At 64.7% G+C, this 13,341-nt stretch carries 16 protein-coding genes and 1 pseudogene; 9 read left to right on the forward strand and 8 right to left on the reverse strand.

Features of this window, described 5'->3' with window-relative positions; genetic code table 11:
- The first annotated feature begins 118 nt into the window (after positions 1–118).
- The 3 genes from K0M74_RS19690 to K0M74_RS19700 are packed head-to-tail and all read left to right on the forward strand — an operon-like array spanning position 119 to position 2,875.
- The gene (locus tag K0M74_RS19690) at positions 119–1,396 is read left to right on the forward strand and encodes an FAD/NAD(P)-binding oxidoreductase (RefSeq protein ID WP_293976269.1); all 1,278 of its coding nucleotides are present in this window, start codon (positions 119–121) and stop codon (positions 1,394–1,396) included.
- Positions 1,397–1,412: 16 nt separating this feature from the next.
- Positions 1,413–1,616 carry a DUF2892 domain-containing protein gene (locus tag K0M74_RS19695; protein ID WP_293976271.1) on the forward strand — a complete coding sequence of 68 codons (204 nt, stop codon included), beginning with the start codon at positions 1,413–1,415 and terminating at the stop codon, positions 1,614–1,616.
- Positions 1,613–2,875, forward strand: coding sequence for a TolC family protein (locus K0M74_RS19700; RefSeq protein ID WP_293976273.1), 1,263 nt, complete (start codon positions 1,613–1,615; stop codon positions 2,873–2,875). The genes K0M74_RS19695 and K0M74_RS19700 overlap by 4 nt, the downstream gene beginning before the upstream one ends.
- Positions 2,876–2,909: 34 nt before the next feature.
- Here the strand turns inward: K0M74_RS19700 and K0M74_RS19705 are convergent, their stop codons facing one another.
- The 3 genes from K0M74_RS19705 to K0M74_RS19715 form a co-directional block, all read right to left on the reverse strand.
- Positions 2,910–3,335: a response regulator gene (locus K0M74_RS19705; RefSeq protein WP_293976275.1), complete on the reverse strand. Its 426-nt coding sequence runs from the start codon at positions 3,333–3,335 to the stop codon at positions 2,910–2,912.
- Positions 3,336–3,484: 149 nt separating this feature from the next.
- Positions 3,485–4,282, reverse strand: coding sequence for a universal stress protein (locus K0M74_RS19710; RefSeq protein ID WP_293976277.1), 798 nt, complete (start codon positions 4,280–4,282; stop codon positions 3,485–3,487).
- Positions 4,283–4,414: 132 nt separating this feature from the next.
- Complete coding sequence (locus tag K0M74_RS19715; protein WP_293976279.1) at positions 4,415–5,071, reverse strand: BON domain-containing protein; 657 nt, start codon at positions 5,069–5,071, stop codon at positions 4,415–4,417.
- A 509-nt stretch (positions 5,072–5,580) separates the two neighbouring features.
- Here K0M74_RS19715 and K0M74_RS19720 point away from each other — a divergent pair.
- Positions 5,581–6,069 carry an Hsp20/alpha crystallin family protein gene (locus K0M74_RS19720; protein WP_293976281.1) on the forward strand — a complete coding sequence of 163 codons (489 nt, stop codon included), beginning with the start codon at positions 5,581–5,583 and terminating at the stop codon, positions 6,067–6,069.
- A gap of 90 nt (positions 6,070–6,159) precedes the next feature.
- Positions 6,160–6,282, forward strand: coding sequence for a hypothetical protein (locus K0M74_RS19725; RefSeq protein ID WP_293976283.1), 123 nt, complete (start codon positions 6,160–6,162; stop codon positions 6,280–6,282).
- A gap of 46 nt (positions 6,283–6,328) precedes the next feature.
- Here the strand turns inward: K0M74_RS19725 and K0M74_RS19730 are convergent, their stop codons facing one another.
- Complete coding sequence (locus tag K0M74_RS19730; protein WP_293976285.1) at positions 6,329–7,270, reverse strand: L,D-transpeptidase family protein; 942 nt, start codon at positions 7,268–7,270, stop codon at positions 6,329–6,331.
- A gap of 67 nt (positions 7,271–7,337) precedes the next feature.
- Positions 7,338–8,027 carry a Crp/Fnr family transcriptional regulator gene (locus K0M74_RS19735; protein ID WP_293976287.1) on the reverse strand — a complete coding sequence of 230 codons (690 nt, stop codon included), beginning with the start codon at positions 8,025–8,027 and terminating at the stop codon, positions 7,338–7,340.
- A 201-nt stretch (positions 8,028–8,228) separates the two neighbouring features.
- Between K0M74_RS19735 and K0M74_RS19740 the strand changes: the two genes are divergently transcribed.
- From K0M74_RS19740 to K0M74_RS19755, 4 genes are all read left to right on the forward strand, one after another.
- Positions 8,229–9,830 carry an MBL fold metallo-hydrolase gene (locus K0M74_RS19740; RefSeq protein ID WP_293976289.1) on the forward strand — a complete coding sequence of 534 codons (1,602 nt, stop codon included), beginning with the start codon at positions 8,229–8,231 and terminating at the stop codon, positions 9,828–9,830.
- Positions 9,831–9,946: 116 nt separating this feature from the next.
- On the forward strand, positions 9,947–10,195 hold the full coding sequence (locus K0M74_RS19745) for a DUF465 domain-containing protein (RefSeq protein WP_293976291.1): 249 nt from the start codon (positions 9,947–9,949) through the stop codon (positions 10,193–10,195).
- Entirely contained in the window at positions 10,195–10,524 is a 330-nt protein-coding gene (locus tag K0M74_RS19750) for a TraR/DksA family transcriptional regulator (RefSeq protein WP_293976293.1), read from the forward strand. Before K0M74_RS19745 ends, K0M74_RS19750 begins: the two co-directional genes overlap by 1 nt.
- Before the next feature lie 111 nt (positions 10,525–10,635).
- The gene (locus K0M74_RS19755; protein ID WP_293976295.1) at positions 10,636–11,877 is read left to right on the forward strand and encodes a DUF4010 domain-containing protein; all 1,242 of its coding nucleotides are present in this window, start codon (positions 10,636–10,638) and stop codon (positions 11,875–11,877) included.
- An 11-nt stretch (positions 11,878–11,888) separates the two neighbouring features.
- Here the strand turns inward: K0M74_RS19755 and K0M74_RS19760 are convergent.
- The 3 genes and pseudogenes from K0M74_RS19760 to K0M74_RS19770 all read right to left on the reverse strand — a co-directional run.
- Positions 11,889–12,113: pseudogene (locus tag K0M74_RS19760) on the reverse strand (LuxR C-terminal-related transcriptional regulator); the annotation flags it as partial.
- Positions 12,114–12,221: 108 nt separating this feature from the next.
- A complete protein-coding gene (locus K0M74_RS19765) occupies positions 12,222–12,836 on the reverse strand; it encodes a response regulator (protein ID WP_293976297.1) in 615 nt (204 codons plus the stop codon).
- Positions 12,826–13,341 (reverse strand): ATP-binding protein (locus K0M74_RS19770; RefSeq protein WP_293976299.1); only part of this gene is annotated, 516 nt, incomplete at its 5' end. The genes K0M74_RS19770 and K0M74_RS19765, both read right to left, overlap by 11 nt.

Raw genomic sequence — 13,341 nt, forward strand, 5'->3', positions numbered from 1 at the left:
GCCAGCAGCCCCAAAATTCGATATTGCTAATATTACGTAGTGCTAATATTATGCAACTATAATATTGCCTCGACCTGAGTGGTGTTCAATGACGCGCCGGGCGCAAGGAGAGAGAGTTATGGCATTGCCGCGGATCGTCGTTCTGGGTGCCGGGCTTGGCGGCACGATCGCCGCCTATGAAATTCGCGAGGCCGTCAAGGACAAGGCCGAGGTCATGGTGGTCTGCGACCAGGAAGATTACTGGTTCGTCCCGTCCAATCCCTGGGTCGCGGTGCGCTGGCGCGAGCCCGAGGCGATCCGCGTCCATCTGCCGCCGGTGATGACGCGCAAGGACATCGGCTTCACTGCGGTCGGCGCCAAACGCGTCCATCCCACGGACAACCAGCTCGAGCTGAATGACGGCTCTTTCGTCGACTATGACTATCTGGTCATCGCGACCGGCCCGAACCTCGCCTTCGACGAGATCGAGGGTTTCGGCCCCGACGCCAACACGGTGTCGATCTGCTCCACACATCATGCGTCTGCTGCGGCGGATGCCTTCGACCGCTTTTGCGAAAGCCCCGGCCCGATCGTCGTCGGCGCAGCGCAGGGTGCCTCCTGTTACGGCCCCGCCTATGAATTCGCGATGATCCTCGACACCGAGCTCAAGCGGCGCAAGATTCGCGACAAGGTGCCGATGACCTTCATTACCGCCGAACCCTATATTGGCCACCTCGGCCTCGACGGTGTCGGCGACACCAAGGGACTGCTCGAAAGCGAGTTTCGAAACCGCCACATCAAATGGATCACCAATGCGCGGGTCACCAGCTTCGAGCCTGGCATGGCGCATGTCGAGGAGGTCGCCGAGGACGGCAGCGTCAAGGCGAAACACGACCTGCCCTTCGCTTATTCGATGCTGCTGCCAGCCTTCCGCGGCGTCGACGCCGTGTTCGGGATCGAGGGCTTGACCAACCCGCGCGGCTTCATTCTCGCCGACAAACATCAGCGCAACCCGACCTTCGCCAATGTCTATTCGCTCGGCGTCTGTGTCGCGATCCCGCCGGTCGGCCCGACGCCGGTTCCCGTGGGCGTGCCCAAGACGGGATTCATGATCGAATCGATGGTCACTGCCATTGCCCAGAATCTGAAGCTCGAGATCGACGGCAAGCCACCGATCCACGAGGCGACGTGGAACGCCGTGTGCCTCGCCGATTTCGGCGACGGCGGTGTCGCCTTCGTCGCGCAGCCGCAAATCCCGCCGCGCAACGTCAACTGGTCGTCGTCGGGCAAATGGGTGCATCTCGCCAAGATCGGCTTCGAGAAATATTTCCTGCGCAAGGTCCGCAAGGGCGAAAGCGAGCCCTTTTACGAAAAGCTCGCCATGCATGCGCTCGGCATCAAAAAACTCCGCTTCTGACGAAAGGACAAGTTCCATGAATCTCGATCGTGCCGTGCTGCGTTTTGCTGGCTTCATTGTCCTTGTGAGTGTCGTGCTCGCCTGGTTCGTCCATCCGTACTGGATCGCCCTGGCGGCCTTTGCGGGCCTCAACCTTATCCAGGCGAGCTTCACCGGCTTCTGCCCCGCCGCGATGCTCTTCAAGCGTCTCGGCGTGCGCTCGGGAACCGTCTTTCGGTGAAACATACAGCGGCCCTGATTGCGGCAGGCGTGTTCACTGTCGCGGGCCCGCACCCGGCCACCGCTCAGGATCTGGCGACAGCCGTCGCCGATGCGCGCGCGCATTCGCCAGCGCTCGCCGCAGCCGAGGCCGATGCCGACGCCGCCGACGCGCGGGTCGCGCAGGCCCGCGCAGCGGCGGGGCCGAGCGCGCGCATCGAGGGCAGCCTCGGCTATGGCCGGCTCGATCCCGGGGGCTATTTTGGCCTGTCCGCCGATGATGTGACGCCGAGCGCGGTCCAGCTCGTCGGCGAATATCCGCTCTATGCCGGCGGGCGCATCGCCTCGGCGATCGACCAGGCTGCAGCAGGCCACCGCGCCGCGAAACGCGGCACCGACATGGCGCGGCAGAATCTGACGCTTGCGACCGTATCGAGCTACGCCGAGCTACTCACGGCGCGCGAGATGGTGGCGAGCTACGCCGGGCTCGTGGCCGCGCTCGAAGAGATCGTGCGCCATGCCGGGCTGCGCTACGACGTCGGCGACGCGACGAGCAGCGACGTAGCGCAGGCAAAAGCGCGCCGCGCCGAAGGGCAGGCGGGTCTCGTCCAGGCGCAGGGTCGGCTCACGGCCGCCAAGGCGCGGCTCGAGCGCCTGACGGGCAAATCCGTCGGCGCCCTCACCGCACTTCCGCCGCGCCCCAGCGTCCCGCCATCACTCGGCGAGGCGATCGAGGCGGCGATCGCCGCCAATGCGCTGGTTGCGCAGGCCGATGCGGCGGTCGACGGCGCCGATGCCGGCGTGCGGGCGGCAAAGGCCGCAAGCCGGCCCACGATCGGCGTCTTTGCCGAGGGCGCGCGGGTCCGTGACCAGTTTTTTCCCGACTATCGCGCCGATAGCATGACCATCGGGCTGCGCGGCCGCTGGACCTTCTTCGACAGCGGCGCGGGCGGCGCGCGTGTGCGCGAAGCGCAGGCGCAGCGATCGGCCAGCGCGGCGCGACTGCGGCAAGTGCAGGATGATGTGACCCAGGCAGTGATCGAAGCCTGGAGCGACCTCGAAAGCGCCGAACGCGGGACCGAGGCGGCGCGCGAGGGCGACGCAGCGGCGCGCGAAGCCCTGCGCGGCACGTGGCTCGAGGTGCGGTCTGGCGCGAAGACCCCGCTGGCAGAACTGGACGCCGCGCGCGAGGCAATCGCGGCGACCGCGCGGCTCGCCGAAGCGCAAGCGTCGGTGCAGGTTGCCGCGTGGCGGCTCCGCTTGCTCTGCGGGATCGAATAATCCGGCCCGAATGGCGGCACCTGCTGGCGGCCTCCTAGCTATCGCGGCGAAGATCCGGTGACCCGATCTCCCGACTCGTCAAACGCCCGACCGCATCTACCAGCGCATGCTCGCGCATCGGCTTGTCGAATATCTCGGCAAATCCCGCATCGTCGGCGCACTGTTTCAGATCGCTCGACCCAAAGGCCGAGATCAGAATTGCAGGTCCAAGCCAGCCCCGCCTGCGCAATGTCGCCAGCAGGTTGATACCGTCTCCGTCTCCGAGGCGGTAATCGGTCACGAGGCAGGCCGGCGGCCGATCCTCTGCGTCGGCCAACGCCGGCGCTACGCCGGAATGGGCAACCGCGTCAAAACCGCGACCAGTCAGGAGAAGAAGCAATGACCGGCGCGCACTTGGATCGTCTTCCACTATGAGCACGCGTCGCGCGTCTGGCGCGGACAGCTTCGCTTTGTCGGTCATTGCTGATTATCCGCTATTTGGGAATTGTGGGTCACTGGGGGGAACGGATGACGACATACCAGTCGCCAAAGCGGAGCCGCGTGGCATTGCGTTGCTTGGTCTTCGCCAGGAGAATCGATTAGCGTGCATTCGCGGCCGACTCGCGCAGTTCAACGCCCAAGCAGCAGCGGCAGCTTGCTGCCCTGCAACATGCGCTTGGTGACGCCGCCAAAAGTCTCGCGCAGCCGCCCTCGGCCATAGGCGCCCATCACGATGTAATCGGCGCGGAAATGGCTCGCTTCGTTTGCGATCAGCGTGTCGATGCGTCCGTCGGGCGTATCGACGATCTTGATGCTGGCGTGGATATCATATCGTGACAAATAGGAGGCCGCCTGCTCGGGCTCATTGCGCGCTTCGTCTTCACGGGCCATGAAAATTTCGACCTCCTTGGCAAGTCCCAGCAAGGGTACGGCCGCTCGCAAGGCAGCGGCACACGCCTGTCCGCCGTCCCAGGCGACCAGCGCCCGATCGAATTTGAAACGCTCCAGTGCTTCCGGCACTGCAAGAACCGCCGCATTGGTTCGTTCGACGATCCGGCTGGTGATCTCGCGCATGTTCGGGAGCGGATAGCCGTCAAGCGCGCGATTGAGGACGATGAGATCGGCGAGATCGGCAGCTTCGAGAACCGAGGTGGCCATTTCGCCGGTGACATCGGCCCAACTCCAGCTGACGTCCTCGCGCGACAGTCGATCAGTTAGCTCGGCCTTGTTCTTCGCCTCGCTGTCGCGCTCGTCGAACACGACGACGCTCTCACCAAAGCCCATGACCGCGTTACCGGCCATGACCGGATAAGGTGTCACGTCGATACAGGCGAGATGACCGCCGAGCGCGCGCGCCACGTCGAGCGCAGCCTGCAACCGGGCTTCCTGGCCATCGTCATGATGCACCAGCAACAGGATATTCTTCATGGCCCATTCTCCTTCTCGTTGACGACCGAAAATAGGGCGGCTGCCTGTCGCTCGATATGCGCAATGATACGGATAAGAAGCGGCCGCCCCGTCACCGGAGCGGCCGCAGTCCGCCTTTTCGGGACGGGGGTGTCAGTATTGCACGGTCAGATGGTCTTCGACCTTCGTCACGCCGGGCGCCGACCACGCGGCGCGTTCAGCGATGCCGCGTTCGTTCCAGGCATGGACCTTTCCGCTGAGCTTCACGGTGCCGCCATCGGTGGTGACTGTCACCCCCGCCGCGTCGAGATCGGCCTGCCGCTTGAACGCCGAGACGATGCGATCCTTGATGTCGGCGCGCGCCGGCAGCTGTTTGACGTCGATCAGGTTGGTGACCCCGACGACGCCCGACACCCGCGCCGCAGCTTTGCGCGCTTCATTGCTTTGAAAGAACCAGTCGACCGTGCCGGACAACGTCACCCAGCCATGCTCGACCTTCACCTTGATCTTGTCGTCCGGGATCGACACCGTCCACGCGATCATGTCGAGAATGCGCTTGGCGATCTCATGGTCGGCAGTCTTGCTGTCGGAGGCAAGACGAACCTTGATTTCTTCCGCAATCGCCCGCACCCCGGCGACGCGGCGCACCGCTTTCTCGGCCGCAAGCTTTTCGGTGAAATTCTTCACATAGCCGGTAAGGGTCACCACGCCATCGGTCACGGCGACGCCGATTTCCGCCTGATCGACGGCTGGTTCCCATTCGAGTTCGGCCATGACGTCATGCTGCAGCTGGCTGTCGGTCTTTTTCATCTTCCGTCTCCTGACGTTGGGGAATGGCACCGGTGCGGTGCCGGACTTGGCAAACAGCGCTGCGAGGCATGGGTCGCTTCATCCTCGCAGCGCTGTATCCCCGATGGCCTTGGCACCGTCCAAATCCGATCGGCGCCAAAGTGGGTCCGGGGAACCGCTTGACAAAAGCGTTCGCGAAGGAAGCTGGAAAGATCGTCCCGTGCGTGCACGGTCCTATTCCCTCCCGAGCCGCAGCTCGGCATCTTCCAGACCCCTCATGTCGGCCTTTCCAAGTAAGGCCAATCTGATCGGATTGCGCGATCCGGACTATTCGCAGTTTTCCGTAAGGGTTTGGGCTGACGGCCGGTCGTTGGCTTTGGCGGTCCTTACGTAGCATTCCCGATTCAACCCCCGGTCGCCACTCTCATACAATCCGGTCGCATATTGGCGACAACCATTCGCCGGTGTTGCGACGCCGCGGCGGACGACCGTCCCCGCCGTCCGGTTTCATCTCGGTCAGGAGACAATCGATGAATGACATGACGCCCGCCCGCACCGATGCCCCCGCATCGCCCCCCGCACCCGAACTCGGCGCAGTCGATTGGTTCCGCGCCGAAGTCGACCGCTTCATGGACGAAATGAGCAAGCCTGGTCGCAGCTTGCTGAGTTTCGTACCGCGCTTTGTCATACCCAAGCCCGCGATCGAACTGACCGACGCGGGCGAGAGCTACCGGCTGTCGGCCGAACTGCCCGGGCTGACTGAGAAGGACATCACGGTCGAAATGGCCGACGGCATTCTCACGATCGCCGCCGAGAAGCATGAATCCGCCGAACGACGCGACGGCGACTGCCTGATCAACGAACGCCGTCACGGGCATTTCCAGCGCCAGATCACGCTGCCGATCGATGCAGACGAGAACAAGGTCAAGGCCAGGTTCAAACACGGCCTGCTCACGCTGGACATCGGCAAAAATGCCGCGGCGCGCAAACGCACGCGCAAGATCAAGATCGACAGCTGACGCTGTCTCGTGCCGGCGGGAGCTCTCTTCCGCCCGGCGCGCCCACGCCAATGCGTCCGCAGCAGGGCGATCAGAGAGGAGGCGAATAGCATGCAAACAACAGGAAAACCCTCGCGCGCCGCCGAAGATGGCCTGCGGTTACGCGTCGGCGGCGGCATCTTGTCGCTGGTCATTCTCGCGGCGTTCCTGGCTGGAACGCCTCCGCCGTTCTGAAATCGCGGCAGCGCCGGGCAAGCCTTGCGGGCGCGGACGACGAGCGTCACTCCGGCGGGGTTTCGCCGGTGTCGGCCTCGATGCGGAACGGGATTGCGGCATCGCGGCGCAGCGAATCCCCGGTAATCACCACGTTGGTCCCGGGGGCGAGCAGCGGTTCGACCGCAGCGCGAAATTCCGAAGCGACATGGAGACGCCCCGCAAAGCTCTCTTCTGCTGGCGCCGCGAGCCGCTCAGGCAGGTGGATGCGCACCCACCCACCCTGCGATGCCATGGTATCTTGCCGCACGAAGACCGAGGTTCCGGTCACCGCTCCGTCGATCCGGATCGGCGCCGAGCCGATCACGGTCCCGTTGCGGAGGACGACCACCCGCCGATCGGCGGCGCTGATCACGACCGACACCGGTCCCGACGCGGCGCGCTCCGGATGCCATATGAAAGCTGCATCCGCGCCATCGACGCTGTCCCATGCCATGCGTTCGGCGGGTGCGACGCGAGGCACGGCGGGAGCATCGGTGATGATGACGGTCATGCCGAGCCGGGTCAGGCCGTATAGCAGGCGTGCGAATTCATGGGGCAGCCGAATGCAGCCATGCGAGGCGGGATAGCCGGGCAGGGTTCCGCCGTGCAGCGCAACGCCGCCCCAGGTGAGCCGCTGCATATAAGGCATCGGCGCATTGTCGTAGAGGTTCGAATAATGCTCGACCTTGCGCTGAAGGATGGTGAACACGCCGGTCGGGGTGCGATGATCTGGCCGCCCGGTCGACACGGTTGAAATCGCGATCGGGAGGCCGTTGCGATAGAGCGTTGCTCGTTGGGTCGCGGTGCTGACAATTAGCAACAGCGGACCGTGCGGCGCGATCTGGGGCGCCCAAAGATATTCGCCCGGCTTGAGCGCCTCCGCTGCGCCGAGCACCGATTCCCCGGCCGTCGGCGCCTGTGCGATCGACAGCACCGGGAAAAACGCCCCGCCGATCAGCATTGCCATTCGGGCTATGCGCAGCATCGCGGCACCCCCGCGTCGATGGTCTGGCACGTTTCGGGAACGCCTGCCATCATCCCGCCGCCAGTTCCATCGCCCGCTGGTCACGGATCACCACCTGACGTCGCGATGGCAAGTCAAGCAGCCCGGCGGCTCGCATTCGCGTCAGCTGACGGCACGTCGTTTCGATCGTCAGTCCCAATATGTCGGCGATCTGCTGGCGCCCGAACGGCAGCTCGAAGCCCGCTTCGCGCCCCATGGCGCCGCCATGGCCAGGCAATCGCTGGGACATATCCAGCAGGAAAGAGGCAACTTTCTCCCCGGCCGATTTGCGACCAAGCAACATCATCCAGTAACGCGCCCGGTCAAGTTCGTCGAGCGTCCGGCGCAGGAGTTTCTGCTGGAGATGGGGATGTCCTTCCGCAAAGGCATCGAAACTGTTGCGATTGTAGATGCACACTTCGGCGTCGGTCATCGCCGTCACCCGATACGGACTTTTCTTGCCGAATGGCCGGCCGATGAAATCGGATGCGAAGACGATCCCGACAATTTGCTCGCGTCCGTCAGCAGCCGCGACGACCAGCTTGAGCACACCGTTCAGCACATTCGCCACCAGCGGTACATCGTCGCCTTCCCACAACAGGGTCTGGCCGGGCTTCACGCGCTGGCGGCGTCCCATCCGGCCGAGTTCGGCCAGTTCCCCGTCATCGAGGCTCGCGCATATCGCCCGGCCGCGCACCATGCAGGTCGAACAGTCGCTCACCGACGGGCTCTTCCAGGGATCGCGAAGGGGGCGGGCAAATCGCACATGCCCAGCCTTCTAGGCGAAGCGGGCGACCGCGTGAGTCAGGAAGAGTACGTATTAGAGAATGGGACAGGCCGGTCCATTTTGGCGGTGCGGGAAATCCGGTCCCGCCAGACCATCTCCGCGCCACAATCATTGGGCGCATGCAGGCGAAGCAGCATGAGCGACGAGCTTTCGATCACATTTCACGGCGCCGCCGGCACGGTCACCGGGTCGTGCATGGAGTTTTTCCACGGCGGCAAGCGCCTGCTCGTCGATTGCGGGCTGTTTCAGGGTTCGCGCACGCTTGAGACGCTTAATCGCAACCCCTTCGCCTTCGTCCCCAAACATGTCGATGCCGTCATCCTCTCTCACGCGCATATCGATCATAGCGGGCTGCTGCCGCGCCTGGTCGCCGAAGGGTTCGATGGCGATATCTGGTGCACCGCGCCGACCTCGGATCTGCTCGAGTTCATGCTCGCCGATGGCGGCCGCATCCAGGAAAGCGATGCCGCGCGGCGCAACCGCCGCCGCGACCGCGCCGGCCAGCCACCATTCGACCCGCTCTACACCGAACAGGACGGACTCGCGGCCTGGCGACAGACCAGGCCCATCGAGCTCGAAAAATGGTTCGAGCCGACGCCCGGGTTTCGGGCCCGGCTCTGGAACGCGGGGCATATTCTGGGCTCCGCATCGGTCGAACTGGAGATCGGCGGCGTCCACCTTCTCTGCGCGGGGGATCTTGGCCCCGAGCATAAGGCCTTCCACCCCGATCCGCAGAGCCCGGCCGGATTCGACCACGTCATTTGCGAGGCCACCTACGGCGACCGCAAACGCGATCATCTGACGATAAAGGAAAGGCGACGCCTGCTGCGCGCCGAAGTGAAGGCGGCGCTCGACCGCGGCGGCAATCTCGTTATTCCGGTCTTCGCGCTCGAGCGGACGCAGGAACTGCTGCTCGATCTCGCGGCGTTGATCACCGACAAGCAAATGCCTGCCGTGCCCATCTTCATCGATTCTCCGCTCGCGAACCGCGCAACCGGGGTCTTTTCCAAATATGCCGGATCGCTCGAAGACCTCGACGGCACCGTCTTCGATCATCCCGCCTTTCACTTCGTCGAGGACGTAAACGCCTCGATTCGCCTCAACAGCGTCTCGGGGGCGATCATTCTGGCTGCATCGGGCATGTGCGAGGGCGGACGAATCCGCCATCATCTCAAACATAATCTGGCGCGCCGCGAGTCGACCATCCTGTTCGTTGGCTATCAGGCCGAAGGGTCGCTCGGACGCGTCATCGTCGAGGGCGCGACGCGGGTCCGCCTCTCGGGCGAGGACATCGCGGTGCGCGCCCAGATACGCCGAATCGACAGCTATTCGGCGCACGCCGATCAGGACGGCCTGCTCGCGTGGCTCGAGGCGCGTCAGCCAATCGCGGGCAGCCTGTTTCTGTCGCACGGCGAAGCAGCCGCGATCGAGGCCTTGCGACATTTGTCGCAATCGCGCGAATTTGCCGCAACGGTGGTCGCGCCCGCGCTGGGCGAAACCTATCGCCTCCCGGCCGGGCAGCCGGCAAAAAGACTGAAGACCGGTGATCCCGTGCTCCAGGCCGCGATCGGACGCGACTGGCAGAACAGCTACGCAGATTTTGCCGCCAACCTCAAATCCGAGCTGGCGCAGATTGAGGACGCGGCGACGCGCGCGAAAGCCGTTGCGGCGATGCGCGCGGTGCTGGAGCGTTACCAGCAGGCCCGCTCGGCGCGGCGGGTGCGGAGCAGGCCGTGACCATAAGGGGTATTGCGTAGCGACGAGACGCCGAATTCGCCGCATCACGCAAGAGCCCTCAGATGGGATGGCAATCATGGGCGGCGTTTGCGCCGCAACAATCAAAAGGAACAATGATGAGCGAAGTCGGCCACGATCTCCATGCCCTCTTTCCCGGAGATGTCTCACATCTGCATGCGCTCAAGGTCGAAAGCGGCCCGTTTCGAAGCCTTGCCGAGCGTCATCATCTTCTGTCGCGCGAAATTGCGAGGATCGAGGGTGGTCTCGACGCGGCGTCCGACGAACGCCTCGAAGACCTGAAGAAGCAGCGCCTCGGCCTGCTCGACGAGGTCGCCGCGATGATCGCCCAGCGAAAGGGCCGGTGATGAAAGACCTGGCTGACGTTCGCGCCAAGCTCGAGGCGCGCCTGCTTAACCTCGGCGCGCGGGTCGACGAGATCGAAACGGAACAGCGTGCGCCGCTCGGCGATGATTTTTCGGACCAGGCGGTTGCGCGCGAAGATGACGAGGCGCTGGACGGGGTCGAGCGCGCGGCGCTGGAAGATATCGCGCAGACGCGCAATGCCATCGCGCGGATTGACGCCGGCACCTATGGCCAGTGTGTCTCGTGCGGCGAAAATATCGCCCCGGCGCGCCTTGCTGCCCTTCCAACCGCCTCGCTTTGCATTGGCTGCGCGCAAGCCGCCGGAAACTGACGCCGGTATGATGGTGCCGGGTCGGAACGCCGAGGCTGTGCGACGCCGCGACTTGGGGAGGAGCATGTGTCCGCTCTCGGGCTAACCACAGGCGTCCTCGGCCAAATGCCAATGCTGGCGGGTCTCGCTTTGTCGCTCGGGCTGGGATTGCTGATCGGTATCCAGCGCGGCTGGACACTCCGTCACGCGGCCGACGGCAGCCGGTTCGCCGGGATCCGCACCTTTGGGCTCCTGGGACTGGTCGGCGGTCTCGCCGGGGTGCTTGAGACGCTGGATCGCGCGGCGGCGCTAGTCCTGTTCGCGACAAGCGCGCTGCTCATATTTTTCGGTTATGCAAGGCATGCTCGGCAAAGCATCAGCGGGACGGCGGGCCTGGCCGCGCTGATCGCGCTGGCGTGCGGCTTTCTGGCAACGCGCGGAAATGCGCAGGCCGCGGTGATCGTCGCGGTCGGCACCACCCTGCTGCTGACCCTGCGGCCTCAACTTCATCGCTGGGTCGAGGGGATGAGCGAATCCGAGGTCAACGCGATTGCGCGCTTTGCGCTCATCGCACTCGTCATCCTGCCGCTGCTTCCCGATCGCCAGCTTGGCCCCTATGATGCGTGGAACCCGCACCAGCTATGGCTGGTCGTTGCCCTGGTATCGGGATTCTCCTTCCTCGGCTACTACGCGAGCAAGCGGTTCGGCGCGACGCGCGGAACCTTGGCCATGGCCGCGACCGGCGCGATGGTTTCCTCGACCGCGGTCACGACAACGCTCGCGACGCGCCTTCGCGACGACGAGGAAAGTGCGCCGTTGCTGGTTGCGGGGATTGCCGCCGCGTCGGCGGTGATGTTCGTGCGGGTCATCATCCTCGTGGCGATCCTCGCCCCGGTGGCGCTGGCGCCGCTGTCGCTGATGCTTGTTCCGGCGGCACTGGCAAGCCTCGCTGCGGCCGCTTGGGGACTGCTCGTTGCCCGGCGCACCCCGGCCGCGGCGACCGATACGATCAAACTGCACAACCCGCTCAATTTCGGTCCAGCGCTGGCGCTGACCGGGCTCGTCATGGCGATGGCCCTGCTTGCGCGATGGCTCATGACGTGGATCGATGCGTCGGCAATCGCGATCATATTGGCGGTCTCGGGGATCGCAGATGTCGATGCGGCCATTATCACGATCGGCGGCCTCCCAGCAGGCATGCTCAGCGCCGACACGGCCGGCCTCGTCGTCGCGGCGCCGGTGCTGGCCAACACGCTCTTCAAGGCCGCTATCCCGTTGGTGCTCGTTCGGAGCCGTCGCGGCTGGATCGCGGCGCTGCCGCTCCTCGCGAGCGTCGCCGCCGGACTGGCGATGCTACCCTTTGTGCTGGGATAGCGCCGCCGAAGCTAGGCGGGCCGAACCCGGTCTGCGCCGGGAAGCTTGCTGCGTTGCGGGAGGACCGAGGTGAGCAGCGCGGCGAGGGTCGGCGCGCCGAGCTTGCGCATCGCGCGAGCGCGATGGATCTCAACCGTTCGGTGACTGATCCCCAGTTCCAGCCCGATCTGCTTGTTGGTAAGGCCGCGCACCAGACCGGCCACGACCTCGCGCTCGCGCTCGGTCAGTATCTTGATCGACGGGCGCGGAGCGGGCCGACTGCTCATGGATTTGCAAGCTGGGCGATCATGCCTCCCTTGTAGCGGGCAGCGTGGCAAGGTCGCTACGTATTGGTCCCTATGTCGTCAGTTTCCGAGTCCGGCAGCGAAGGCGAGGCGCAGCGCATCGGACAGGCTGCGCACATCGAGCTTGGCCATCAGATTGGCGCGATGCACCTCGACCGTCCGTGGCGAGATGCCGAGATCATAGGCGATCGTCTTGTTCGGCAGACCCTCGGCCAGACCTTCCAGCACCTCACGCTCGCGTGGCGTAAGCACGCCGAGCACAACGTTCGCCTCGGCGGCGCGCGCGGCCGCGCCGTCGGCTTTTCCCACCCGATCGAACGCCGTTTCGATGGCCGCAATCAAGACCGCCTTCTCGAATGGTTTTTCGAGGAAATCGACCGCGCCGGCTTTCATCGCCCGCACCGCGATCGACACATCGGCATGACCGGTCAATATGATGACGGGCATGGTGACGCCCCTTTCGAGAAGCGCCTGCTGAACGTCCAGACCATCCATCTCGGGCATACGGACGTCGAGCAGGACGCAACCCTGGGGGACGTGACGGATCTCCTTCAGGAAGGCGACGCCGGTTGCCCAGGTCTCGACCGCATAGCCCGAGGTCTTGAGCATGAAACTGGCCGAGCGGCGGATAGCCTCTTCGTCGTCGACGATGTGAATCAGCTTTCTATTCGTCATCGCGATCCCCCGCTTTTGCGCTAACCAGTGTGAAGTGGAACTCGGTACCGCCTGCTTCGCCAGGCTGCGCCCAGATTCGGCCGCCATTGGCTTCGACGATAGTCCGGCAGATCGACAAGCCCAAGCCCATCCCTTCGGCCTTGGTGCTGACGAAAGCGGTGAACAGTTGCGCTGCGACTTCGGGGGAAATGCCGGGGCCGGTATCGGCGACGACGACGCGCACAAATCCCGGCACGTCCGGCTGGCTCGATACGGTCAGCCGTCTTACCGGACCGTCGGTCATGGCCTCGACCGCATTACGGATGAGGTTGATCAGCACCTGCTGGATCTGGACCTTGTCGACGAGCACCGGCGAGGCATAGGGATCCAAATCGAAGCGCGGTTCGACAGCCTTTTCACGTGCGCCCATGAGCCCGAGGACGGCTGCCTCATTGATCAGAATGGGCAGATTCTCGATCGTCTTCTCGACCTCGCCGCGGGGGGGGGGGGGGGGGGGGGGGGGGGG

It is taken from the genome of Sphingopyxis sp. (assembly GCF_019459305.1).
Classification (GTDB): Bacteria; Pseudomonadota; Alphaproteobacteria; order Sphingomonadales; family Sphingomonadaceae; genus Sphingopyxis.

Excerpts from the sequence above, each read along its gene's own strand:
- K0M74_RS19690 (WP_293976269.1), top strand. The coding sequence starts at position 119 with ATGGCATTGCCGCGGATCGTCGTTCTGGGTGCCGGGCTTGGCGGCACG.
- K0M74_RS19695 (WP_293976271.1), top strand. The coding sequence starts at position 1,413 with ATGAATCTCGATCGTGCCGTGCTGCGTTTTGCTGGCTTCATTGTCCTT.
- K0M74_RS19705 (WP_293976275.1), bottom strand. The coding sequence starts at position 3,335 with ATGACCGACAAAGCGAAGCTGTCCGCGCCAGACGCGCGACGCGTGCTC.
- K0M74_RS19710 (WP_293976277.1), bottom strand. The coding sequence starts at position 4,282 with ATGAAGAATATCCTGTTGCTGGTGCATCATGACGATGGCCAGGAAGCC.
- K0M74_RS19715 (WP_293976279.1), bottom strand. The coding sequence starts at position 5,071 with ATGAAAAAGACCGACAGCCAGCTGCAGCATGACGTCATGGCCGAACTC.
- K0M74_RS19720 (WP_293976281.1), top strand. The coding sequence starts at position 5,581 with ATGAATGACATGACGCCCGCCCGCACCGATGCCCCCGCATCGCCCCCC.
- K0M74_RS19725 (WP_293976283.1), top strand. The coding sequence starts at position 6,160 with ATGCAAACAACAGGAAAACCCTCGCGCGCCGCCGAAGATGGCCTGCGG.
- K0M74_RS19730 (WP_293976285.1), bottom strand. The coding sequence starts at position 7,270 with ATGGCAATGCTGATCGGCGGGGCGTTTTTCCCGGTGCTGTCGATCGCA.
- K0M74_RS19740 (WP_293976289.1), top strand. The coding sequence starts at position 8,229 with ATGAGCGACGAGCTTTCGATCACATTTCACGGCGCCGCCGGCACGGTC.
- K0M74_RS19745 (WP_293976291.1), top strand. The coding sequence starts at position 9,947 with ATGAGCGAAGTCGGCCACGATCTCCATGCCCTCTTTCCCGGAGATGTC.
- K0M74_RS19750 (WP_293976293.1), top strand. The coding sequence starts at position 10,195 with ATGAAAGACCTGGCTGACGTTCGCGCCAAGCTCGAGGCGCGCCTGCTT.
- K0M74_RS19755 (WP_293976295.1), top strand. The coding sequence starts at position 10,636 with ATGCTGGCGGGTCTCGCTTTGTCGCTCGGGCTGGGATTGCTGATCGGT.
- K0M74_RS19765 (WP_293976297.1), bottom strand. The coding sequence starts at position 12,836 with ATGACGAATAGAAAGCTGATTCACATCGTCGACGACGAAGAGGCTATC.